This window comes from Pseudomonas sp. TH39(2020) (genome assembly GCF_016650715.1).
GTDB lineage: Bacteria > Pseudomonadota > Gammaproteobacteria > Pseudomonadales > Pseudomonadaceae > Aquipseudomonas > Aquipseudomonas mandelii_C.
In genome coordinates this window covers 405,767-428,067 of sequence record NZ_JAEKFF010000002.1, presented here as the reverse complement: position 1 = coordinate 428,067, position 22,301 = coordinate 405,767, and the positions used below count along the sequence as shown (strand labels likewise).

Genomic DNA, 22,301 nt, shown 5'->3' with positions numbered 1-22,301 from the left:
CTATGCCCGCCCCTGAACCGCTCGCTATCCCAAATCGGTAGCATCCGAGGCGCCGCCCCAAAACAGGTCGATGCGTCACCGGCAATCCGGCAGTCCTTGCCGATTCGGGATAACCGCTTGCCCGTTCCCTCCCGCATGCTAGCGTCACCCGCTCTATACCCAGATGCCGGCACCGATAATAAAAGCGAGGGCCAGGTCCACAGCCCATCGCAGCCAAAGCCCTCTGCAGGAAGCCTCAGTCATGCTTTTAGCTCATCTCACTATCCAATGGCGGATCACACTCCTGAGCGGGCTGTGCCTGCTGGCTGTCGTCGGCGCGCTGGTAGGCGCCTCGGTGTACCAGAATCAACAAAGTGCAAATTTGCTGAAGGAGCAGAGCAGTCAACTGCTCGGGCAAGCCGCCGTGGAGCGCTTGCAAGCCCAGGCCGTTGCCCATGGCCAACATGTCGAACGCTTTTTCAACGAAACGGCGCTGTATGGCGAAGGGTTCGCGCAACAGGTTCTGCAACTGCGCGATCAAACACTCAATGGACGCCTCACGGCTGCGCAATTGCGCGAAGCGCTGATCAGCGTGACCCGTCAGACACTGCTCAAACGCGAAAAAGTGCTCGGCCTGTACGTCATACTTCTGCCTGACGCGTTGGCGAGCGCAGACGCCGCTTTCGTCGGGCAACGTGCGCTGGCGAGCAACGAAAAAGGCCGCTTTGCGCTGTATTGGTCACAGAGCCAGCCGGGACAACTGGTCCAGGATGTGCTCACCGAGGCGCAAATCTTCACCGACACTGCGCCACCCGGCAGCGAACCGACAAACGTCTGGTACACCTGCCCTCAAGCTCAAAAGCGCACTTGCGTGGTGGAGCCCTACACCAGTGAGGTGGAAGGCCAGAAAGTCCTGATGAGCAGCGTTTCTATCCCTCTGATCGCCAACGGCAAGGTCCTCGGCGTGGTCGGCATGGACATTAGCCTCGATACTCTGCAAAAGCTGGCTGCCGACCTCGGCCAAGACCTGTATCAGGGCAACAGCGAAGTGTCCATTGTGTCGCCCACCGGCCAGGTGGCAGGACGCAGCGGCGAAGTCTCCGGGTCCACCCTCGATATACGCCAGGCTCTGCAAACCGTGCCAGGCAATCCACTCTGGCAACTGGAGATCAAGGTTCCCCAAGACCTGGTGCAGGCTTCCGCTCGGCAAATGCAAAGCGAACTGGACGACAAAAGCCACCAGGCCAACTGGCTCAACCTTTGCCTGGGGGTACTGGCCAGCTGCCTCGGCATGGTACTGATCTGGCTGGCCGCCTACGGGGTGACACGCCCACTGCTGAAGGTGGCGGGTTTGCTTGATGCCATCGTCGATGGCGATGGTGACCTCACCCAACGCCTGCCCACCGGGCGGCGCGACGAATTGGGCCAATTGGCCAATGGGTTCAACCGTTTTCTGGACAAGTTGCAGCCGATTATTCGTGACATTCAAACCGCCTCCCTGGATACCCGCAACAGCGCCAATACCTCGTCGGGGATTGCCCGGGAAGTCAGCGCAGGGATGCAGCGCCAGTACCGCGAAGTGGAGCTGGCCGCGACCGCCCTGCATGAAATGAGTGCCAGTGCCCAGGAAGTGGCGCGCCACTCCCACGGCGCCGCCGACGCAGCGACAGCCGCCGAAAGCGCGAGCCGATCTGGTCAAGCGGTGTTCTCCATCGCCGAGAGCAGCATCGAAAGCCTTGATCAGCGTCTGGACACCACCCTTAAGCAAGTGCATGCCCTCGCCAATAGCAGCACCCAGATCGGTCAGGTGCTGGACGTCATCAGCACCATCGCGCAGCAGACCAACTTGCTGGCGTTGAATGCGGCCATCGAAGCGGCCAGAGCGGGCGAACAGGGGCGCGGCTTCGCGGTGGTGGCTGATGAAGTCAGGCACCTGGCCAGCAACACCCAGAGCTCGGTCGAACAGGTCCGCACGGTGATAGAGATGCTGCAGCACTTGAGCCAGGAGGTGGTGCACAGCACCCAACTGAGCCGTGAGCAAGCCAGCAGCAGCGTGATCCAGGTGCAACAGACCCGTACGGCGCTGGAGAATATTTCCCAGGCAGTGGATGTGATCGAACAGATGAATCAGCAGATCGCCAGCGCAGCCCTGGAGCAAAGCACGGTCGTGGAAGATATCAGCCATCGGGTCAGTGACATTCGCAGCATCAGCGAAACACTGACCAAACGGATGAGCGATGCCTCAACGGCCAGTGACTCACTCCATGAAATGGCCAACCATCAACAGCAGCTTGTAGGCCACTTCCGTGTGTAAAGGGGCTCGGCCGGCTATCTGACAGCTGCCTGCCGGCGCTGAAATCTTGAATGGATTTCAGTTGCCGGCTTCCTACTATCCATTATTGAGCCCCACCCATGATTCCCCCGCGACGCTGGCTGATCCTGGCCGTTATTTCCAGCGCATTGCTGCTGATCGTCATTGATATGACGGTGTTGTACACCGCGCTGCCGACACTGACCCGTGAACTCGACGCCTCGGCTTCGCAAAAGCTCTGGATCATCAACATCTATGCATTGATCGCTGCCGGGATGCTGTTGGGCATGGGCACACTCGGTGACCGCCTCGGGCACAAACGCCTGTTTATCGGCGGACTGAGTGTGTTTGGCCTGTTCTCGCTGATCGCGGCCTTCTCGCCATCGGCCAGCGTATTGATCGGTGCCCGCGGCTTTCTGGCCGTCGGCGCGGCGATGATGATGCCGGCTACGCTGGCCATCGTCCGGGTGACGTTCGCCGACCCGCGCGAGCAGGCCATGGCTTTCGGCATCTGGGCATCGGTTGCTTCAGGGGGCGCCGCGTTCGGCCCGGTCGTGGGCGGCCTGCTGCTGGAGCATTTCTGGTGGGGCTCGGTGTTTCTGATCAACGTGCCTATTGTGCTGGTGGCATTGGTCCTCGGCGCAGTGTTGATCCCGAATCACCCGGGGGATGCCAAAAAACGATGGGACTGGCTGGGTTCGCTGCAGGTCATGATCGCGCTAATCAGCCTGGCGTATGCCGTCAAGGAACTCGGTAAACGGGCGCCCTCCTTCGACGGCATGCTGGTGGCGGTCGTCCTGGGTGGGTTATTCCTGACGCTGTTCATTCGACGCCAACGCCGTGCCCCACAGCCGATGCTCGATCTGGCGCTGTTCACTGCACCTGGCTTCAGAAATGCCGTCATTGCAGCAGTCGTGTCGGCCGCCGCGTTGATCGGCATGGAACTGGTGTTCAGCCAACGCCTGCAACTGGTACTCGGCATGTCGCCGCTGGAGGCGGCATTGTTCATCCTTCCTCTGCCACTGGGCTCCTTCGTCGCAGGGCCGCTTGCCGGTTACTACCTGCCGCGCCTGGGAAACCGGCGGATGCTGTTCTGGACGTTGCTGCTGTCGTCAGCCGCGATGCTGAGCTATCTCTTGCTGTACAACGCTGCGGTTTACCTGCAAATCGCCAGCCTTGCCCTGTTGGGCTTGACGATTGGCGCGGCACTGACCGTTTCGTCCAGCACCATCATGCTCAGCGTACCCGCCGATAAAGCCGGCATGGCCGCCTCCATCGAGGAAGTGTCCTTTGAACTGGGCGGTGCTGTGGGTGTGACGCTTGCGGGCAGTCTGTTATCGGCGATTTATGCGTATTCGGCGGGCCTGATGATTCCGCCATGGCTGAACCTCAACCCCGCGACATTCGAGAGTCTCGACGACGCGCTGGTCGTCGCCGAGACGTTGTCACCCGAAGGCCGCGCGATGCTGAGCGCATTCGCCCGTGCGGCGTTTGATGCAGGCTTTGTTGCCGTGCTGGCAGCGTCGGCAGTCCTGCTGTTGATCGCATCGCTGCTGGTCAAGTTGAGCAGACAGCCGCAGCCGCACGAGGTCGCAGACCATCCTTGGTAAGCGTTGAACGGTTCTGCGTGGGGACCTTAAAGCTTGTGGCTACCCAATGCCTGGTACCGCTCCGGCGACGCCTTGCGAAGTCGTGCCGCCAGGAACACACCACCCAGCAGGGCTGCGGGAATGATGGCGCAAAGACTGTATGACAAAGCCAGGCTGGCGCCCGTCAGTACATCGAAATGCACCACCGCAAGTACCAGGACCGCCAATAGGGCAACACAAGAGAACGCGGGGAAAATCTGCCCACGCCAGATCCCCACCTTGAGTTCGGGGTGACGCCGGAAAAAGAAGATTACCGCTGCGGAGGTGAGCGCCATCAACAAAATCACGCACAGCGTGGCCAGGTTGGACAGCCAGGCAAACAGCTGCAGGATCGGATCGGCATCCATGGCGGCGAAAATCAGTACCACCACCGCCGAGATAAGGCTCTGCAACGCCGACCCCATATGGGGACTTTGGTGCACGCGATGGGTAGTACCCAAGCGGTGCGGCAACAGGCCGTCACGCCCAATCGCGTAGAAGTAACGGGCCGCGGCGTTATGAAACGCCAGCAGACCGGCATAGATACTGACCATGAACAGCACCCGGATAATCTGAGTCAGCCAGGGGCCGACAAAGTGATCGGACATACCGTAAATAAAGGTCGTCGGGTCCTGCAAGGCTTGCAGCATCGGCACGATTTTGTCCGCCCCTACGCCCACCACCATCGACCATACCGACAGTGCGTAGAAACCACCGATCAGCAACACCGAGCAGTAGGTGGCTATCGGGATAGTACGTTGCGGGTTCTTGGCCTCTTCGCCGTAAATAGTCGTCGCTTCGAAGCCGATAAATGCCGCGAAGCAGAACAGCAAGCCGATTGACGGTGTGCCGCTGAACACATGACTGCGATCAAACGCATCAAGGTTGATGCCGCTGTCGCCGCCGGATTTGAGGATGGAAAAGTCCAGGATCAGGATCGCCAGGTACTCGGCGATCACCATCACCGACAGTAGCCGCGCCGACAGGTCGATCTTGCGATACCCCAGAATCGCAATGCTCGCCATCGCCATCAGTGAGTAAGACCACCACGGCAACACCAGTCCGAACATGCTTTCCATGGTGCCACTCACCACCCCGCCGAACATGCCATACAACCCGACCTGAAGAATGTTATAGGCAAACATCGCCAACACCCCGGCCGCGCCGCCTGCCAGGCCACTCAAACCACGGGAGGTGAACGCATAAAAACCGCCGGCATTGGTCAGATGCCGGGACATGGTGGTGTAGCCCACTGAAAACGCCAGCAACACCAGCAACGCCAGGATCAGCAACGCCGGAGTACCGGCACCGTTACCCAGCATGATGCCAATCGGGAAGCCACCGGCGATGACACTTAACGGACTCGCCGCCGACACCACGAAAAAGATGATGAAACCAACACCCAAGGCACCACGCTTCAACTCCGTCGAACTGTTGATCGGGATAGATACGCTCATGTTCTTGACCTTATTGTATGAGGCAGTCGCTGTAGGATCGATGCAGCAAGCCGTTCACCGTCACCGAGATAGCTTGTCGTTTTTGTCGCACGCTGGATTCGATCCTATGCCTCACCATGAACGCCCCGGTATCCCAAATCGGTAACCTGTTACGCCATCACCTGAACAGCACCATCCGCCAATCACTGCGAAGCGAGACGCGCCGTCAGTTCCGACGCCGCGCCAGTCACCAGGTCGCACAGATAGCGCTGCTGAAATGCACCGAACCGCTCACTGCGCCCCACTAGGGTCATGCTCCCGAGGACGCGCTGCTTTTCGTCGAAGATCGGCGCCGCGACGCCACTGCGCCCCGGGTGCAGCTCGCTTTCACTGATGCAGTAGCCCTGCTTGCGGATGGCGAGCAGGCTCTTGATAAACGGCTTCCACTCCAGCCCCAGATGCTGCAATTCGGATGGGTTCACGTGAGCGTCGTAAACACGTCGGATTTGGCGCGGTAGCAGATAGGCCATTACGACCCGGGAGGTCGCGCTGTGGAAAAGATCGATCGACCGCCCCCTGCCGCTACCGACCGGTCCGGCATCGGAGCCACGATGGATCAGCACGTTGACCACTGAGTCGCCATGCCACTCGCTGACCAGCGCGTCCAGTCCGGTGTCGGCGACCAGTTTGTCGACCAGGTCCCGGCTGCATGCCAACAACGGATCGTAGTTCGTCATCAGATTTTCCAGCGTGACGATTCGTGGGCCGAGCGCGTAACCGCGCGGCAATCGCTTCAAAAAGCCCCCGTCGCCGAGTTCGCGCAGATAACGATAGGCGGTGGCGGACGTGTAGCCGAGCTCCCGGCAAATGATGTCCACATCGATGACCGGTTGTTCCGGGCGAAACAGGTCGAAGACCATGAGCAGACGGCGCAGGCTATTCATCTTTTTCGACATCCTTGTGAAGCCGACAGTCACCCCGCCACTGCTTTCAGCGGGCGGGTGTTCAGGCATGAGCGCAACCGGTGATGGCAGCGCGGGCGGTATGGGATGGCAACTCTGCGAACAGCTCCTGGTACTCCGCCGCAAAATGGCTGAGGTGAAAGAAGCCCCATTGGGCAGCGGCATCGCCGATCGAGAGATGCGATGCGCGGGTGGACATCAAGGTCCGACGTACGCCGTTGAGCCTCACAGAGCGCAAGTAATTCAGCGGCGTCGTCTCGGCAACCGAGCGAAAGCTGTTCTGCACGGTACGCCGACTGACCTGGAGTCGCTGGCACAACTCGATCACGCTGGGCACGTCGATCATCTCCGCGGTCGCCAGACGGTGGCATTTCTCGACAATGAAGCTGCGCGTGGAGCTTGCGGAGCGTTGTTGCTTGTCGCAGGCCGGGTCGGTCATGAGTTGCAGCAACTCGCCGAGCATCGCCTGCTCCAGCGCCAGCTCCCGTTCCCGGTCTCGTGTGCTGTCGAGTTCTTCGTACACCAGGGCCTGGGAGAACATCGCCAGCAATCGGCGACGAGCGTCTGCAAAGCGCGGCGTGGAAACCCTGATCACCGGCTGACGCAGCAACAGGCTGACCTCCTTCGCCGAAGCCGTTTGCGCCAACGCCTGCTCGAACAATTCACGTTCGAAGGTGATCGACAGCAGCTCCATGCCCATCGGCATATGGAACATGAACTCCTCGCCACCGTGAAGAAAGAACAGGCTGCTATCGTCCGCCTCCCGCCCCTGCATCCGAATCGAACCCGGGGTGGTGATCGGCACGGCAAAGCACATCTTGCCTCGGGGAGCCACGCCGTGCTGCACGACACGCTGGTTGATCTGCTCGAGAAAGACGTGGACACCCGCCGTCGACAACTGCATCAGCGAACTCTCGGCCGAGCCTGCCGTTAGCTGACTGTAGTCCTGGCTCCACTCCTGGACGGTAGCCGCATGGACATGGACGTCTCTGAAATGGCTGATAGTCTGATTTTTCATGATGTCGAAAGCCTCTGCCAATATTCTTGTTTTTATATCGCCTTCCTATGCGATATTCGCACATAGTGAGAATTATGCATAATTCTTTATGGAATCTTGAATTCACTGCTGGAAGGTGCGCTCAGGGCGGCCACCCAAGTGCCGATTCGGGCTACCGGCCACAGACACGTCGCGGAGATGATCAGCACACTTAAATCGACATTCAGAGAGAACGTCATGAGTGAAGCCAAACTTGAATCCCTCCACTTCGCGGATGCCCCGCGGATTATCTCCAGCACACTTCCCGGCCCCAAAACCAGCGAGGCCCTGGCGTTGTCGGCACGTACTGAATCCATGGCGCGCGGCGGCGGACGCATGCCCATAGCCATGGACCGCGCCTTCGGCGCTACCTTCAAGGACCCCGATGGCAACACCTACATCGACCTGTCCGCCGGCGTGGGCGTCAGCAGCGTAGGCCGCTGCCACCCGAAGGTGGTGCAGGCGATCCGCGAACAGTCCGAAGTGCTGATGCATGCCCTGGAAATCAACAGCACCCGGCGCACCGAACTGGCGGCCAAGCTCTCCGAGATCGCGCCCGACGGCTTGCGTGGCGACTGCATCACCTTCTTCACGCAAAGCGGCAGCGATGCGCTTGAAGCCGCCATCAAGTTCGCCAAACGCATCACCGGGCGGCACCAGATCATCGCCTTTCATGGTGGCTACCACGGCGTGTGGAACGCCTCGGGTTCCCTGACGACAGGCACGGCCTACCGCAAGGGCTACGGTGCCCAGATGGGCGGGGTCATTCACGCCCCCTACCCTTATGCCTACCGTTTCCCTTTCGACACCACTCACAAAAGCGCCGAGCAGATCGCCGGCGAGTACGTGGACTATCTGTTGAACACCCCCTACACCGCCGCCGATGACGTGGCTGCCGTCATCGTGGAGCCGGTGCAGGGCGAAGGCGGCTATGTGCCCCCCTCGCCAGAATTCCTGCAGCTGTTGCGCAAGGCATGCGACCGTAGCGGTACGCTGCTGATCGTCGATGAAGTGCAATCCGGCGCAGGGCGCACCGGCAAAATGTGGGCGGTCGAGCACTCGGGCGTGAAGCCAGACATGCTCACGTTCGGCAAAGGCATCGGCAGCGACCTGCCAATGGCGGGCCTGATCATGCGTTCGGACCTGGCGGCCGCAATTCCTGACGGATCGATGCCCAACACCTTTGCCGCCAACTCGTTGTCCGCGGCAGTGGCGCTGACCAACATCAGCATCCTGCAGGACCCGGAGCTCGATCTGCTCAACCGCGCGCACACACTGGGGTTGGAGGCGCAGGAACGTATCCGTGGCTTCAACAGCCCGTTCGTCGCTGAAGTCCGAGGCCGCGGCCTGATGATCGGTATCGAACTGGTCGAGGACCAGACCACCAAAGCCCCCCTTGCGCCCGAAAAGATCGGCCAGCTCATGGGCTACCTGATGAACCACGGCGTGCTGATGATTCCCTGCGGTCGCTACAGCAACGTGATGCGAGTCATGCCCTCGCTGACGATCTCACGCTCGCTGTTCTTCAAGGCACTGGACATCTTCGGCGACGCCCTGGCCTCCCTCGAGGCGTGACCCGACCACTCCACATCACTCATGGACCCCAAAATGACTGAGCACTTGAATCACTTCATCGAAGGCGCGTCCTTCGAAGCCTCCGACGGCCGTCGCATAAACCTCGTCAATCCCGTGACAGAACAGGTGTACGGCAGCTCCGCACAGGGCACGACTGAGGACGTGGACCGCGCAGTGGCGGCCGCGCATCGCCAACTTGAGGGTGGCGCCTGGAGCCAGCTCGACGGCGCCCAGCGCGGTCAATTGCTATCGAAACTCGCTGACCTGGTTGAACGCGACACCGAATTGCTGGCCGACATGGATGCCAACGCCATCGGTCGCTCACCCATCGAACCGCGCCGAATGGACTTGCCCAACGCGATCGCCAACCTGCGTGCCGCCGCCGGCTGGGCCAACCAGCTTGAGGGGCGCACCATTCCCACCGGTGGCTACTTCGGCACCAAGACCCTTTCGTACACGGTACGCGAGCCAGTGGGTGTGGTCGGCGCCATCGTTCCCTGGAATTCGCCGTTGATGATCACAGTCTGGAAGCTCGCCGCTTTGCTGGCGGCAGGCTGCACCGTGGTCATCAAACCTTCGGAAGAGACGCCGCAGTCTGCCCTGCACCTGGCGGTGCTGGCTCAGGAAGCGGGCTTCCCTGACGGCGTGATCAACGTGGTCACCGGCTACGGCAATGAGGTGGGTCGCGCCTTGTGCGAACACCCGCTCGTTGCCAAGATCAGCTTCACCGGCAGCCCCGAGGCCGGACGCGAAATCCAGCGCACCGCCGGTGTGCTGTTCAAGCGCGTGGCATTGGAACTGGGCGGCAAGAGTCCCCAGATTGTCTTCGACAATGCCTCTTTCGAAGACGCGCTGCGCGGGTGTGCGCTCGGCCTGTTCGCCAACCAGGGCCAGGTCTGTGCAGCCGGCTCGCGCATCCTGGTCCACCGCAGCATCGCAGATCGTTTCGGCGCAGCGCTTGCAGATGCCGCACAGGCAGTCAACGTGGGCGACCCTCGCCAGCCCGGTGTACAGATGGGACCGGTGGCCAAGAAAGCGCAATTCGATCGCGTTAACCGATACATCCAACTGGGTATCGACCAAGGCGCCTCGCTGCTGGCCGGCGGTGTATCAACGCCTGAACGGGGCTGGTTTGTCCGGCCGACGATCTTCACCAACGCCAACAACGCCATGGCGATCGCCCAAGACGAAATCTTCGGGCCCGTCGGCACGCTGATCACGTTCGACAGCGAAGAGGAAGCTATCGCACTGGCCAACGACTCTTCCTACGGCCTGGCGGCCACGGTCTGGACGACCGACCTGGTGCGAGCGCACCGCGTAGCCGCTGCGGTGAAGGCCGGTGCCGTGGGTATCAACTGCTGGAGCCCGTTGGACGCCAACCTGCCCTGGGGCGGCGTAAAGACCAGCGGTATCGGCCGTGAAGGCGGGTTTGCCGGCGCGGTGGCCTACACAGAAGAGAAAGTCATCACCGTGCTGCTGCCTTCCTGAGCACGATCCCTGTCCTGACCGAATCACCCTCCGGCCCCTGTGTCGCGAGGGTGACCGTTCAAAAGTGCATCCCTGATGCCGTTGATAATCAATGGAGAGACTACGATGAACCCGATAGAACAACAAACAACCGATCGGTATCCGACGTCCCTGCGAATTTTGCACTGGGTACGCGCCGTGCTCATCGCAGGCCTCCTCTGGGCAGGCTGGCATATGACCGGTCTGAATGACGAAGTGGCGAGCAAGTACGAGCTCTATTACCCGTGGCACAAATCCTTTGGACTGTTGATGTTTCTGGTTGTCCTGACTCAGATCGCCCTGCGTTTTCGGACCCCCGTGCTTCCGCAGCCGCTGGAAACGCTGGCGAGCTATGAAAGGTTCCTGTCAAGGCTTACGCAGCGTGTCATGTATGCGCTCGTCGTGATCGTGCCGTTGATGGGGTACTCAATGTCGAGCACCTACACGATGAGTGACGGGGTTTTCTTTTTTGGGGTCAACCTGCCGGAGCTCCTTCCGAAAAATGACGATTGGTTCGCCGTCTTCCAATGGCTGCACAAAGTGCTCGCCTACACTCTGCTCGGACTGATCGTGTTGCATATCGCGGGCGCTTTGAAACACCGGTTTTTCGACCGGGACCCTCGTAACGATGTCCTGCGCCGCATGCTGTGACTGGGTGGGGCGTTGACGCAAGATGTCAACGCCTCATGGGTTGGACCGGAGGGGCCCGAAGGCCCCTGGTCAAAATACCTGCAACAGACTCAGTCATTACGGGAAGAGCGGCGGCTTAGAAAGCCACCCATACGATGAACTGGAAGTAAGTGTTCGTTGATGCGCTCCCGCTCTGCAGACCACCGTCCCCGAGCCACTTTTCGGGCTTGTAGAAGCCAACTAGCGGCGAGAGTGTGACGTTATCCGTCACCATCCAATCCAGGAAAAGGTCGACCTCACGTGCAGCGAAGTCCTGCTCATGCGTACGGGAGAGCTGGTGGTAGTTGAAGGCCATTGCGTTAAGGGTCAATGTCTCGGTCGGTTTGACTGAGAGGAGCACGTCGTTGATCGCCATGTTCGAGGTCACTGAACCTGCGTAATTGGCGGCGACTTCACCTTGGTATCGCTTGCGAAAACCTCCCTGGAACAGAAAGTCGTAACCTTCGGAATAGCGCGAATATCGATAGCTCACCGTCGGTTGCCATTTTGTATCGGCGAAGGTGTAGCCGGCGTCGAAGAACATCGCCCGCTGCGACCCTGAACGTTTTTCCTGACGCACCACTTCGAACGCAAAGTCGGCATTCTCGATCCCGGCATTGCCCTGCCCACGAATGCTGTAGACGTTCATGCCCTTGCGCTCAAGCCGATCACCAAAGGCATATCGCTCGTCAACATCCAGACCGTGCACGTAAGTCGAACCGATCGAGCCAATGGGCGTTGTGTAGTCGAGGGTGGCGGCAGCCACTTCAGTCTTCGACTGCCCGGGGTTGCCGGATTTGAGCCACATCAGGCTACTGTGAAGGCCCTCCGTCCCCCCCAGTTTCAAGACTGCCGTGTTCGCGAATGCCAACCGCGGGCCAAGGTAAAAGGCGCCGCCGCGATTGAACCGGCCATCCTGGACGCCTGGGATAGGATTGAAGCCCTTCCCGGGGGCGAACCCGTCATCGGTGATCAGGAAGCCGTCCACCGTGACGAGCTGCCGGCCGAAGGAGAAATCAACGCCGTCCTCACCCAGCGCAGGAACCAGGTCACCTGACTTCCAGCCCAGGAAAGCGTCTTCCACAGCCGTTTTTCTTTCATCCCCGACGGTGAGCCCACCCGCATCCCCATCGCCCCATGACCCCGTGCTGATCATGCTAAATCCGCCATAGATGGAGCCGGGAGTGATTTTGTCTGTCTTGCCGTTCAGGCCGTATTTGGCGAAGCCTTCCTGCCACCGCATTGTGCCGGGCTCCCTCTGCGGGTCGGCGAGGTAGTTTTTGTTGCTGCCGAACAAGCCATACCCTGCCCAAATGTCGGCGTTAAGGACAGTTCCTCCATCATTTTCGTTGTAGAGCTGATAGGCGAGTGCCTGCGGCTCAAATGTGCAGAGTGCAACCAGCGAAAGTAATGGGGCGTAGCTGAGGGTGCGCATGACGTCTCTCCTGTTTTTATATTTATGAGGCGAGCCAGGAGTGTTCCGGCTTGGGTCGCGAGAGCGGTAACCCAAATCAGCACTTTCAAGGGGCGAACCGCCCCTCCCCCTGCGCGATATCCCCCCGCTGCAAAACATCTTCGATGCCTTGAATGGTTGCCGTTTTGGGCTATGGGCTCTGAACGCTACGCCCCTATGCTGGGCCCATAAGAACCATAAGAACCGAGGCACCCGTCATGATCCCTATGTCACCACCCCCGCTGTTACGTCAGGGGCTCTGCCTTCTGACCCTCATCGCTTGCAGCGCTCTCGCGCCTGTGGCCAGTGCCCACCACTCGTTCGCACTTTTCGACCAGACCCAGACGGTCTCGATCAAGGGTGTCGTCGAGCGTTTCGCCTGGACCAACCCTCACATCACGATTTACGTCGATACACCCGGCCCCCCGGCCCAGCGATTCAAGATCGAGACAGGCAGTGTCAACGCGTTGCAGCGCACTGGCTGGAACGCCGAGTCGATCAAGGCTGGCGACAACGCCGAGGTGTCCTTCAAACCGTTGAAAAACGGTGAGCCAGGAGGACTGCTCGTGGAGATCAAGATCGGTGACGTCGTACTCACGGGCGGCGGATAAGCAGTCCCTCCCAGCTTCATGACTACCCAGCCGAACAGACCAGACCAGCAGCACGGAGGCGTTTCAATGAAACCGACACGAACCCTGAACACGGCAATGATCTTCCTGGGCATCGCCCTCGTGACTGTCGCCGGGATATGCAACGGCGCCACACCGTCGAAACCTCTGCACGACAAACACAGCGTCGGCACACGCCCCGACATCAGTGGTACTTGGGAAAGAACCCCGGACGACTGGTTCGGTGAGAACCCGGACGATCCGGTGCACCCGGGTGGACCGATGGACCTGAAGGCGCCCTACGCCGACGAATACGTCGAGTTGAAGAAGAAAGAAGCCGTGGCGAACGAGGCCGGAACGCCGTTGGCCACCACGAGCTCGAGATGCCTGCCCGAGGGAATGCCAACGTTGATGGCGGCGCTTTTCCCGATCCAGATCATTCACGACGACAAGCAAGTGATCGTCCTCGGCGAGTATCTCCAGCAGGTTCGCCGGATTCTTTTGAACGAAGCGATGCCACCAAAAGAAAAGCTGGATCCTAAATATCAAGGCCATTCACGCGGCCACTGGGAAGGCGACACGCTCGTCGTGGAGACACAGCGCGTGCGAACGGATGTGCGCTTCTACGACGTTCCGCACGGTCCGGACATGAAGATCACGGAACGCATCAGGCTGACGGCGCCGGACCATCTGGAAAACAAGGTCGTGATCGAGGACTCGCAGGTGCTCAAGGCCCCGTATCGCTTCACGTTCGAGTACAAACGGTCCAACTACGCCATTCAAGAGTATGTCTGCGAGAACAATCAGATCGTGATCGATAAAGAGGGCAAGGCATCCCTCAGTCTCGAGTGAAGTCGCCATTAATCGCCATCGGAGCTGACCAAATGGAAAGACTGACAACAATCAGCCTCCTGCGACCAACGCTGAAAAGCGTCCTGCTGTCGCTGCTTGTCACGTCGACCGCGTTCGCAGAAGTGCCTCGCATGCCCACGGTAATCGCTGTGCCATCCTCCGGACAGCTGCCGCTTTCGTCGGCGAAACGCCCGGGCACCGAATACAGCGACCTCGACAAGTACGGCTACGTCGAGGAGGAGTTTTACCTGCAAGGTGTTGCCCCGGCCATTACCGCCTCGGGCAAAACCCTGCTGGAGGCGCCTTACACCACACGTATTCTGGTACGCAAACCGGCTGACCCCGCACGCTTCAATGGCACGGTCGTGATCGAGCCGTTCAGTTGGTTCGGCGAACGCGCCGCGGGATGGATCTTGACCCGCGACTATTTACTACGTCGCGGCTACGCGTACGTCGGGTACACGCTGAATGTGAACAAGCCGACAGTCGATCCCAAGTTCATCTCGGACACCCCGGCTGCCGAGGCCGAGCAGATCGCTCAGTACGGACGGATCGTGAACTTCGAGTTCATGCGCCGCTTCGACTTTGCACGCTACGCGCCGCTGGGCACCTATTACAACCCGGAACACTTCACCCGCGGTGAAGGTCCCGATCCGTTCGCTCCACAGTCCCAGGGCATCGGGGCGCAACTGGCGTTGCTGCTGAAAACCAATGCAGCGCAAAGCCCGTTGGCAGGTCTCGACGTTCAACGCATCTACGTCAATAGCTGGGCCGTGACCGCGCAAGTCTGGATGGACTACCTCGACCAGGGCCGGCACCAGCAATGGCGTATGCCCGACGCAAGACCGCTGATCGATGCCTACATGACCGGCCGCATGGCCTACGGAGAGGTGGGCGGCGACGTCATCCGGCTGCCGCGCCAGACGCCCGACGGCGCGCCGTTCGTGACCGTCTACAGCCAGTCCGAACTGATGCACGACGTGATCGAAGGCATCAACCTGCCACCGGATACCGACAGCCCGCAGGTTCGCTACTACGAAGTGACCGGCATGCCACATCTGCGGCTGGCTGACCTCGGTACGGAGCATACCGAACTGTTCGCTGCCGACATCGGCAAGGGCGACGACCCACGGTGCCGGACGCTGTACGACGAACCGGCGGAGTTGGTCGTCTCGTCGCTTCTGGATCGCATGGACCAATGGGTACGCGAGGGCAAGCCCATGCCGACTGCTCCGCGGGTCGCCCGCGATGGCAAGACCGCCGCGCGCGACCCCGCTACCGGCAACCTGCAAGGGGGCGTACGCCCGCCGTGGATCCAGGTGCCCAGTGCGACCTACCTCACCGATCAGGAGACCGGCTGCGGCCTGATCTACGACACCAAGGTGCCTTACTCCAAGGACGTGCTTCGCCAGCGTTATGGAAGCTTCAGCAACTACGAACAGAGATTCGAAGACGCCAAGGCCCTTTCGATCAAGGAAGGCTACCTACTGCCAGAAGATGCGGCGGGCCTGCGTTCGATCGCAACGCCTCAAGACTTCTAACCCATTGGGAAGAACAGCAAATGTCATCATCACTCATCATTGCCTGGATCTATGCGTCACCTTTGAGCACAGCCATCCGGGACATTCTCTGGATCATACCCACCGTCCAGAGCATTCATATCCTCGCTATCACAGTGCTCTTCGGCTCTGCGGTCATCTCCGATCTTCGGCTGGCGGGTGTGTTCGCCACGGACGAGCCCTTGCGTGGCGTCGTTCGCCGGTACTACCCGTGGATGCGCAATGCGCTCCTCGTCCTGCTCTTCACGGGGTTGATCATGATCATCGCCGAGCCTGATCGCGTACTCGTCAACTCGACCTTCTGGCTGAAGATGGCCCTGGTCGTGAGTGCGTTCACGCTGACCTTGCTTTTACGGCGCCCCCTTCTGCGCCCTGCCGACGATGCACAACGTGATGGCAAGCCTCCTCTTGTCAAGGCGCTAGCCTGGCTGTCGATCGGCTTGTGGTGCGTCGTCATCATCTGTGGTCGCTGGATCGCCTACGCGATCTAAGCGTTTTCAACGAAAGCTCCCAGGTATTCGCCATGGACATTCAACCAACACTACAAGCCCTCCAGGACACCTCTGTCGCCACCTTCATCCGAGAGTCGGGCTCCGCCTTTCCAGCCCTTGAATCGGTACATGTGATCGGCATCGCCCTTGTGTTCGGGACCATCGCCGTCGTGGATTTGCGTCTGCTCGGCGTTGCCTCCCATCGCCGCAGCGCGCTACGGCTGATAAAAGATTTGCTGCCGTTCACCTGGGTCGCTTTCGTGGCTTGCGTGATCACCGGCCTGCTCATGTTCGCCGCCAATGCCACGACCTATGCCGAGAACACCGCATTCTTGTGCAAGATGGGCGTGTTACTGCTGGCTGGGCTCAACATGGGGATCTTCCATTTGGGCGTCTTTCGCCGCATTGCCGAATGGGACACAACGCTAACGCCTCCTAGCCAGGCGCGTGTCGCGGGGTTCAGTTCGTTGGCATTGTGGGCGGGCGTGGTGTTCCTCGGCCGCTGGATCGCGTTTCTCTGATGGCTCGTCTATCGCCGCGTCGCGCATCCGGTGCAGATATGCCCAGCGATCACGCAAACAGCGGAATCAAGGTGGTGCGCCCGGTATCCGGCCGATGGGAATCGCTGGCACTGTTGCTTGCGGCCCTGGCAGTCATCGCCAGCGTGGCAGGCTATATAACGCTGCGACCCCAGAAAGTCGGCCCACCGATAACCTTGAGCTGGCAGGTGCGTTCCTTCGATGGCCTGGGTGCGGTCGATCAGGCGATTCACAGCGCTCTGCTGCCAGCCGGTGAAGAAATCATCTGGTTCAACAACGATACCGGCGGCTGGATCACGCTGGAGCATGCCCAGAAAATCTTGCTGCCGCCCTTCTACCGTGACGCCTTCTGGAAGACCAATGGCGAGGTGCACTGGCAATTGATCCTGCCCGGCACCCACCTGCCCCATGCGCTTTCCGCCGACGCTGTCACGCCTGCAGACCAGACCGCCAGCAAGGTGTCGAAAGCCACCCAGGGCCAGGGCGCTACGGTCTACTACGGCTCCGGCGGCCGCGCGCCGGGCCAGAGCGCCTACCTGCTCGTCATCGGTCACGCACATGCCGGTGTCATGTGGGCCAACCAAGCGACGATCTGGGTCCACCGCGACCCGAACGCGCCCTACCCTGGCATCGTCAAGCCCGAATCGCTGGTCGGCGATGGCTGGCGCCAGGTCATCCCTTACAACGGTGCCAGCGAAGTCGAACGCGTAAAAGGAACTCAGCCATGACCGTTTCTACGAAACACCGCGCACTGTGGCGCCGATGCATCGCGCTATTGCTGCTGATACCCGCCATCGCACTCGCCAGCCCGGCTCCCTCTTCGGGCAAGAAGCTCAAAATCGGCGTCACACTGCATCCCTACTACAGCTTCGTGGCAAATATCGTTGGAGATCGGGCGGAGGTCGTTGCGCTCATCCCGGCGGAGGCGAATCCGCACAACTACCTGCCGCAGCCCGATGACATCACCCGCGCGATGAATATCGATGTTCTGGTCGTCAACGGCATCGGACACGATGAATGGGCCTTCCAGATCATCAAGGCCGCTGGTCGCGGGACGACCCTGCCGATCATCCAGGCCAATGCCTCGGTTGCGCTCATTCCAATCGGCGGCGGCCAGGACGGCGTCAAGGTGGTCAATCCGCATACCTTCGTATCCACCACGGCAGCGATACAACAGGTCTTCGAGATCACTCGCCGGTTGGGGGAACTGGACCCGGACAACGCTGCGGTGTATCGACAAAACGCCCTGGCGTATGCCGCGCGTATCCGGGAGCTAAGGGCCGGCTTCATGACCCGTTTCGCCGCGCTGGATTTGTCTTCGTTCCGGTGCGCGACAACGCACGCGGGCTACGACTACATGATGCAGGAGTTCGGCCTGTTCGTGAGCGCCGTGATTGAGCCGCGTCACGGCGTCGCGCCGACTGCACGCCAGTTGGCCAACACCATCGACGCTATCAAGAAGGCCAATGTACGTGTGCTTTTCGCCGAGAAAAATTTCTCCCTCGACCTGGCCAAGCCTATCGAGGCAGCCACCGGCGTGAAGGTGTTCGCGCTGTCTCACATCACCGGCAATACCTACAGCCCGGACGAATTCGAGGTAGCAATGCGCGAAAACCTAGAGACCTTGGCCGAAGCCGTTGAGTTTACGCAGCGATGAACGCGATGAAGGAGGAACAAGCGATGCGCGGCCCCGCCATAGTGTTCGATAACGTCTCCCTGCAACTGGGAGGTACGCAAGTGCTCGACAAAGTGAGCTTCCGGGTAGAAGCCGGTGCGCTGCACTGCCTGGTAGGCCCGAACGGCGGCGGCAAGACTTCACTGGTGCGTGCGCTGCTGGGCCAGATGCCGCACTCAGGGACGGTCCGGTTCGAAGGCGAGGTCACGACACCCATGGGGTATGTCCCGCAATTGCCGGACTTCGACCGCAACGTGCCGATGACGGTCAACGACATCATGGCCCTTCTCGGTCAACGCAGGCCGGCCTTCTTTGGCTCAAGCCGATCTGCCAAGGCGGCCAATGCCCAAGCGCTGGAGCGCACCGGCGTGGCCGGAATGGGCGCAAAACCTTTTGGCAGCCTGTCCGGTGGCCAGCGTCAGCGAGTGCTGCTGGCGCAGGCGATCAGCCCGGCGCCCTGGCTACTGATCCTTGACGAACCGACCGCCGGCATCGACGAACCGGGTGTGCGACTGGTGGAGGCGCTGGTGGCCGAGCTGAACGGCCGCGGCGTCACCATCCTCTGGATCAACCATGACCTGGAACAGGTCAGGCGCATCGCGCAATCGGTGACCGTTATCAACCGGCGGGTGCTGTTCCATGGTTCGCCCGACCAGGTCGCCTACCCTCTGGAGGCTACCCAATGAGCGCCCTGTACGAATTGATTCGCAACCAGCTCCAGGCGCTGGCCGCGAGTGGCATCCTGCCGCAACCGTTCGAGTACGAGTTCGTGATCAATGCGCTGCTCTGTGCAGTGCTCATCGGACCGCTACTGGGCGTGCTGGGCTCGATGGTGATGATCAAGCGCATGGCGTTCTTCAGTCAGGCCGTCGGTAATGCGGCGATGACCGGCGTTGCCATTGGCGTGCTGATCGGCGAGTCCTACACCTCCCCCTACTTCTCAATGTTCGGCTTCTGCCTGCTGTTCGCCCTGACGCTGAAGTACACGCAGCACCGCACCACGCTGGCCAATGACACGCTGATCGGCGTGTTCTTGTCCATCTCGCTGGCGGTCGGGGCCTCGTTGCTGCTGTTCGTGTCGGCGAAGATCAACACGCACGTAATGGAAAGCGTGCTGTTCGGTTCCATCCTGGCGGTCGACTACACCGACATGAACGTGCTGCTTGTGGTAACGGCGACGTGTGCTCTGCTCGGACTTCCACTGTACAACGGCATGCTGTTGGCCAGCCTCAATCCGAGCCTGGCGCATGCCCGCGGCGTGCGAGTGCGAAGCGTCGAGTACCTGTTCGTCGTACTGGTCACCCTAGTGACGGTGGCCTGCCTGAAAATCATCGGCGCAGTGCTCGTCGAAGCCCTTCTGCTCATACCGGCAGCGGCAGCACGCAACATCAGCCATTCGCTCCCTGGGCTGGTCACGCGCGCCATCCTGATTGCGACTTTTTCCTGCGTGGTCGGCATCCTGGCACCCATGCAATTCCACATACCCGTACCGACAGGTGGCGCAATCGTGATCGTCGCCGCGTTGGTGTTCGTCGTCACCACCGTCATCCGCGCTACCGCGTCCCGGTTCAGAGGTGCCAGCGTATGAAATGGCTTTGCATGTCACGTCGACCCTGGCTAGCGATGCTGGTACTGCTGCTGGGCAGCCCGCTTTTTGCCTTCGCGGATACCGGCAGGCAGCATGTGCTTGTCGCACTGCCAGCGGTGTATGCGCTCACCTCGACGCTCAGCGACGGCACGACCCTCAAGGTCGTCCGCCTTCCGGCAGACGCTGCCGTGCCCATGGAAAGCCAGGCCAACGCGCTGTCGCGCCTGGAGCCCGCCGTGTTCCAGCAAGCCACAGCCGTGGTTACCCTGGGCAGCCTCTGGCGCGCGGATCCGCTTTACACCACTGCACGTCGTCACAATCTGCGAATCGTCGAGATCGATGCCTCGGACTCATGGGACACCGTCAAGCCCGGCGTGGCCGTGGCCCGCGTGCCTTCGAACGACGTTCCCTGGGCAACTGAACGCGACGTCGATGGCGGACTGTCGCCGTACGCTTGGCTCGGCCCCGTCAACGCCATGCGCATGTCGGCGATTATCGCTACCGACCTGGCACGCCTGTCCCCCTTCGATGCGCTTCGGATAGAGCGCAACCTCGCCGCACTCGAAGGTCGATTACGCCAGCTCAAGGCCGACTACGGTGCCCGGCTGCTGGCAGTGCCGGATCTGCGCGTGCTGTCGCTGGCCAATGAGTTCACCTACCTGTTCGGCGAGTTCGGCATTTTTGTCGACGGATGGTTCGTCCGACAGGACATCGACTGGAGCGACGCCGACCGTACCGCACTGACCCGATACCTGCGCGAGCGTGACATCCACGTGGTGGTCCACAAGTGGGCACCGGACGCCAGGATCGCCAAGGCCATCGAGGACGGCGGCGCACGGCTGTTGATACTGGATGCCGGCAACCCGGGAATGCTCGCCGATGCGGCCAACGGGTACGAAGCACTCCTGAGTTCGAACCTGGATGCCTTGCTGACGGCCTTCGCACCACCTGGCGCCAATACAAGCGGCGATCACAAATCGCCGCTCCAATGATCAACCTCGACCGTAGAGATCGAAGACCTTATGAAACCGCTATGTTCAGCACATCGGATACTGATAGCAGGCGCCCTGGTGTTCTGCCAGGCAGCCTTCGCTCATGGCCCCGTCTTCGACTGCTACATCGAGAGCGATGAACTGGTGAAGTGCGAGGCGGGTTACACCGACGGCAGCTCGGCCGCTGGCAGAAAAATCCATGTCCAGGACACCAGCAACAAAGTGTTGCTCGAAGGAAGCGTCGGCAAAGACAACACCTACACATTCCAGCCCCCCGCCGAAAAATACTCCGTTGTGTTCATGGGCGGAGACAGCCATCAAGCCACGATTCAGTCCTCCGACATTTCAAGGTGAAATCGACCATGCCGATCAAACGACGACTGCTCCACGCACTTGCCGCCGTGACATTAGGCTGCCTGACAGGCGCAGCACAGGCCCATTTCCAGATGCTCTACGTCGAGGAAACGGCGCTGCCGCGCGCGGATAAACTGGAGTTCGCGCTCGTGTTCACGCATCCCTTCTCCGGCGGCCCCACCATGACCATGGATGAACCTCGCGCCTTCAGCCACATCAGCTCGCACGGAGGGGAAAAAATCGATCTGCGCCAATACTTGCGCCCTGTCCAGTGGCAGAGTCGCGATAATCAAACGACCGCCTATCGTGCGTCGATTCCACGCGAGTTGGTGCGCTCACTGGGTGACCATATCTTCGTACTCGAACCCGAGCCCTACCTGGAAACCGAGGAAGATGTCTACATCCAACAGTTCACCAAGCTGATCGTGAACGTGGGCGGAGTACCCGGCAACTGGGCAGAACCACAAGGGTTGCCGGTTGAGATCCAGCCACTGAACAAGCCTTATGCAAACTGGACGGGCGGAGTGTTCCGCGCCTTGGTGCTGGCCGACGGCAAGCCCGTTCCGTTCGCCGAAATCGAAATCGAATACATCAACCATTCCGTCGATATCGAGAAAAACGCCTTCGGCCAGCAAGACTATGTAACGGCACCTCAAGCTTCATTCAAATCCCTGAGCACCTACACGGACGCCCAGGGCGTCGTGACCATCGGCCTGCCCCGGGCCGGCTGGTGGGGCATTGCAGCGCTCGACATCGGCAAAACGAAAACCCATAAGGGCAAACCCTTGTCGCAAGATGCGGTGCTGTGGATGCAGGTGAGAGATATGAAATGACACAAGCCCACCGGGGGCAGTAGCAGAGGAAATGAGAAAGATTTAATTTGCGGGTGTTTGGATGACGCAAAATCGCTCCTGGCCATTGACGTCCTGCGACCAGATCGAAGGACTCTTCGCGGAACGGGCGCATGTTATCGAAGATTTCCGACAGCGCAGGAGCACCCATAACGATTCTGAACACTCCCCTCCGTCTGACTTCTCAGAAAAAATCATCCAGTGCATCCGAGTAAGGCAACCAAGGTCACCTGCTTT

General features: G+C 60.4%; 21 protein-coding genes and 1 pseudogene. 18 read left to right on the top strand and 4 right to left on the bottom strand.

From position 1 onward, the window contains the following. Positions 1-163: 163 nt before the first annotated feature. The 3 genes and pseudogenes from JFU47_RS33440 to JFU47_RS01940 form a co-directional block, all read left to right on the top strand. Positions 164-1,435: pseudogene (locus JFU47_RS33440) on the top strand (PDC sensor domain-containing protein); the annotation flags it as partial. A 102-nt stretch (positions 1,436-1,537) separates the two neighbouring features. Further along, positions 1,538-2,293, top strand: a complete 756-nt coding sequence (locus tag JFU47_RS33435; protein ID WP_446739626.1) for a methyl-accepting chemotaxis protein — start codon at positions 1,538-1,540, stop codon at positions 2,291-2,293. Positions 2,294-2,391: 98 nt separating this feature from the next. Continuing rightward, on the top strand, positions 2,392-3,900 hold the full coding sequence (locus JFU47_RS01940; RefSeq protein ID WP_201180415.1) for an MFS transporter: 1,509 nt from the start codon (positions 2,392-2,394) through the stop codon (positions 3,898-3,900). Between the two features lie 26 nt (positions 3,901-3,926). Here JFU47_RS01940 and JFU47_RS01935 read toward each other — a convergent pair whose 3' ends face one another. The 3 genes from JFU47_RS01935 to JFU47_RS01925 form a co-directional block, all read right to left on the bottom strand. After that, the gene (locus tag JFU47_RS01935; protein WP_201180414.1) at positions 3,927-5,375 is read right to left on the bottom strand and encodes an APC family permease; all 1,449 of its coding nucleotides are present in this window, start codon (positions 5,373-5,375) and stop codon (positions 3,927-3,929) included. Between the two features lie 182 nt (positions 5,376-5,557). After that, positions 5,558-6,298 (bottom strand): IclR family transcriptional regulator, encoded by a 741-nt coding sequence (locus tag JFU47_RS01930; protein WP_201180413.1) that lies wholly within the window; start codon positions 6,296-6,298, stop codon positions 5,558-5,560. Positions 6,299-6,359: 61 nt separating this feature from the next. Continuing rightward, positions 6,360-7,334, bottom strand: coding sequence for a helix-turn-helix domain-containing protein (locus tag JFU47_RS01925; RefSeq protein WP_201180412.1), 975 nt, complete (start codon positions 7,332-7,334; stop codon positions 6,360-6,362). A gap of 216 nt (positions 7,335-7,550) precedes the next feature. On the opposite strand from JFU47_RS01925, the gene JFU47_RS01920 reads away from it, so the two are divergent. The 3 genes from JFU47_RS01920 to JFU47_RS01910 all read left to right on the top strand — a co-directional run bounded on the left by JFU47_RS01920 (position 7,551) and on the right by JFU47_RS01910 (position 11,084). Further along, positions 7,551-8,927, top strand: a complete 1,377-nt coding sequence (locus JFU47_RS01920; RefSeq protein ID WP_201180411.1) for an aspartate aminotransferase family protein — start codon at positions 7,551-7,553, stop codon at positions 8,925-8,927. Positions 8,928-8,960: 33 nt separating this feature from the next. Next, a complete protein-coding gene (locus JFU47_RS01915; RefSeq protein WP_201180410.1) occupies positions 8,961-10,415 on the top strand; it encodes an aldehyde dehydrogenase family protein in 1,455 nt (484 codons plus the stop codon). Positions 10,416-10,520: 105 nt separating this feature from the next. Continuing rightward, a complete protein-coding gene (locus JFU47_RS01910) occupies positions 10,521-11,084 on the top strand; it encodes a cytochrome b (protein ID WP_201180409.1) in 564 nt (187 codons plus the stop codon). A 115-nt stretch (positions 11,085-11,199) separates the two neighbouring features. Here JFU47_RS01910 and JFU47_RS01905 read toward each other — a convergent pair whose 3' ends face one another. After that, a complete protein-coding gene (locus tag JFU47_RS01905) occupies positions 11,200-12,537 on the bottom strand; it encodes a hypothetical protein (RefSeq protein ID WP_201180408.1) in 1,338 nt (445 codons plus the stop codon). Positions 12,538-12,782: 245 nt separating this feature from the next. Here JFU47_RS01905 and JFU47_RS01900 point away from each other — a divergent pair, with 245 nt between their 5' ends. The 12 genes from JFU47_RS01900 to JFU47_RS01845 all read left to right on the top strand — a co-directional run bounded on the left by JFU47_RS01900 (position 12,783) and on the right by JFU47_RS01845 (position 22,046). Beyond that, entirely contained in the window at positions 12,783-13,166 is a 384-nt protein-coding gene (locus tag JFU47_RS01900) for a DUF6152 family protein (RefSeq protein WP_242485035.1), read from the top strand. Between the two features lie 66 nt (positions 13,167-13,232). Beyond that, positions 13,233-14,015: a hypothetical protein gene (locus tag JFU47_RS01895; RefSeq protein WP_201180406.1), complete on the top strand. Its 783-nt coding sequence runs from the start codon at positions 13,233-13,235 to the stop codon at positions 14,013-14,015. A 131-nt stretch (positions 14,016-14,146) separates the two neighbouring features. Continuing rightward, positions 14,147-15,556, top strand: a complete 1,410-nt coding sequence (locus tag JFU47_RS01890; protein WP_242485034.1) for an alpha/beta hydrolase domain-containing protein — start codon at positions 14,147-14,149, stop codon at positions 15,554-15,556. A gap of 20 nt (positions 15,557-15,576) precedes the next feature. Beyond that, complete coding sequence (locus JFU47_RS01885) at positions 15,577-16,065, top strand: DUF6644 family protein (protein WP_018927835.1); 489 nt, start codon at positions 15,577-15,579, stop codon at positions 16,063-16,065. Between the two features lie 32 nt (positions 16,066-16,097). Continuing rightward, positions 16,098-16,586 carry a DUF6644 family protein gene (locus JFU47_RS01880; protein WP_201180405.1) on the top strand — a complete coding sequence of 163 codons (489 nt, stop codon included), beginning with the start codon at positions 16,098-16,100 and terminating at the stop codon, positions 16,584-16,586. Between the two features lie 38 nt (positions 16,587-16,624). After that, complete coding sequence (locus JFU47_RS01875) at positions 16,625-17,332, top strand: DUF6162 family protein (protein ID WP_201180404.1); 708 nt, start codon at positions 16,625-16,627, stop codon at positions 17,330-17,332. Next, complete coding sequence (locus JFU47_RS01870) at positions 17,329-18,261, top strand: metal ABC transporter solute-binding protein, Zn/Mn family (protein WP_201180403.1); 933 nt, start codon at positions 17,329-17,331, stop codon at positions 18,259-18,261. Before JFU47_RS01875 ends, JFU47_RS01870 begins: the two co-directional genes overlap by 4 nt. Further along, positions 18,258-18,965, top strand: a complete 708-nt coding sequence (locus JFU47_RS01865; protein WP_111454544.1) for a metal ABC transporter ATP-binding protein — start codon at positions 18,258-18,260, stop codon at positions 18,963-18,965. Before JFU47_RS01870 ends, JFU47_RS01865 begins: the two co-directional genes overlap by 4 nt. Continuing rightward, positions 18,962-19,867: a metal ABC transporter permease gene (locus tag JFU47_RS01860; protein ID WP_201180402.1), complete on the top strand. Its 906-nt coding sequence runs from the start codon at positions 18,962-18,964 to the stop codon at positions 19,865-19,867. Before JFU47_RS01865 ends, JFU47_RS01860 begins: the two co-directional genes overlap by 4 nt. 35 nt (positions 19,868-19,902) lie before the next feature. After that, positions 19,903-20,859, top strand: a complete 957-nt coding sequence (locus JFU47_RS01855; protein WP_201180401.1) for a metal ABC transporter solute-binding protein, Zn/Mn family — start codon at positions 19,903-19,905, stop codon at positions 20,857-20,859. A gap of 30 nt (positions 20,860-20,889) precedes the next feature. Next, the gene (locus tag JFU47_RS01850) at positions 20,890-21,213 is read left to right on the top strand and encodes a hypothetical protein (RefSeq protein WP_201180400.1); all 324 of its coding nucleotides are present in this window, start codon (positions 20,890-20,892) and stop codon (positions 21,211-21,213) included. Between the two features lie 8 nt (positions 21,214-21,221). Next, positions 21,222-22,046: a DUF4198 domain-containing protein gene (locus JFU47_RS01845; protein ID WP_201180399.1), complete on the top strand. Its 825-nt coding sequence runs from the start codon at positions 21,222-21,224 to the stop codon at positions 22,044-22,046. Positions 22,047-22,301: the final 255 nt, after the last annotated feature.

Excerpts from the sequence above, each read along its gene's own strand:
- JFU47_RS01920 (WP_201180411.1), top strand. The coding sequence starts at position 7,551 with ATGAGTGAAGCCAAACTTGAATCCCTCCACTTCGCGGATGCCCCGCGG.
- JFU47_RS01940 (WP_201180415.1), top strand. The coding sequence starts at position 2,392 with ATGATTCCCCCGCGACGCTGGCTGATCCTGGCCGTTATTTCCAGCGCA.
- JFU47_RS01930 (WP_201180413.1), bottom strand. The coding sequence starts at position 6,298 with ATGAATAGCCTGCGCCGTCTGCTCATGGTCTTCGACCTGTTTCGCCCG.
- JFU47_RS01860 (WP_201180402.1), top strand. The coding sequence starts at position 18,962 with ATGAGCGCCCTGTACGAATTGATTCGCAACCAGCTCCAGGCGCTGGCC.
- JFU47_RS01935 (WP_201180414.1), bottom strand. The coding sequence starts at position 5,375 with ATGAGCGTATCTATCCCGATCAACAGTTCGACGGAGTTGAAGCGTGGT.
- JFU47_RS01915 (WP_201180410.1), top strand. The coding sequence starts at position 8,961 with ATGACTGAGCACTTGAATCACTTCATCGAAGGCGCGTCCTTCGAAGCC.
- JFU47_RS01875 (WP_201180404.1), top strand. The coding sequence starts at position 16,625 with ATGCCCAGCGATCACGCAAACAGCGGAATCAAGGTGGTGCGCCCGGTA.
- JFU47_RS01895 (WP_201180406.1), top strand. The coding sequence starts at position 13,233 with ATGAAACCGACACGAACCCTGAACACGGCAATGATCTTCCTGGGCATC.
- JFU47_RS01885 (WP_018927835.1), top strand. The coding sequence starts at position 15,577 with ATGTCATCATCACTCATCATTGCCTGGATCTATGCGTCACCTTTGAGC.
- JFU47_RS01865 (WP_111454544.1), top strand. The coding sequence starts at position 18,258 with ATGAACGCGATGAAGGAGGAACAAGCGATGCGCGGCCCCGCCATAGTG.
- JFU47_RS01855 (WP_201180401.1), top strand. The coding sequence starts at position 19,903 with ATGCTGGTACTGCTGCTGGGCAGCCCGCTTTTTGCCTTCGCGGATACC.
- JFU47_RS01925 (WP_201180412.1), bottom strand. The coding sequence starts at position 7,334 with ATGAAAAATCAGACTATCAGCCATTTCAGAGACGTCCATGTCCATGCG.
- JFU47_RS01850 (WP_201180400.1), top strand. The coding sequence starts at position 20,890 with ATGAAACCGCTATGTTCAGCACATCGGATACTGATAGCAGGCGCCCTG.
- JFU47_RS33435 (WP_446739626.1), top strand. The coding sequence starts at position 1,538 with ATGCAGCGCCAGTACCGCGAAGTGGAGCTGGCCGCGACCGCCCTGCAT.
- JFU47_RS01845 (WP_201180399.1), top strand. The coding sequence starts at position 21,222 with ATGCCGATCAAACGACGACTGCTCCACGCACTTGCCGCCGTGACATTA.
- JFU47_RS01890 (WP_242485034.1), top strand. The coding sequence starts at position 14,147 with ATGCCCACGGTAATCGCTGTGCCATCCTCCGGACAGCTGCCGCTTTCG.
- JFU47_RS01910 (WP_201180409.1), top strand. The coding sequence starts at position 10,521 with ATGAACCCGATAGAACAACAAACAACCGATCGGTATCCGACGTCCCTG.
- JFU47_RS01900 (WP_242485035.1), top strand. The coding sequence starts at position 12,783 with ATGTCACCACCCCCGCTGTTACGTCAGGGGCTCTGCCTTCTGACCCTC.
- JFU47_RS01880 (WP_201180405.1), top strand. The coding sequence starts at position 16,098 with ATGGACATTCAACCAACACTACAAGCCCTCCAGGACACCTCTGTCGCC.
- JFU47_RS01870 (WP_201180403.1), top strand. The coding sequence starts at position 17,329 with ATGACCGTTTCTACGAAACACCGCGCACTGTGGCGCCGATGCATCGCG.
- JFU47_RS01905 (WP_201180408.1), bottom strand. The coding sequence starts at position 12,537 with ATGCGCACCCTCAGCTACGCCCCATTACTTTCGCTGGTTGCACTCTGC.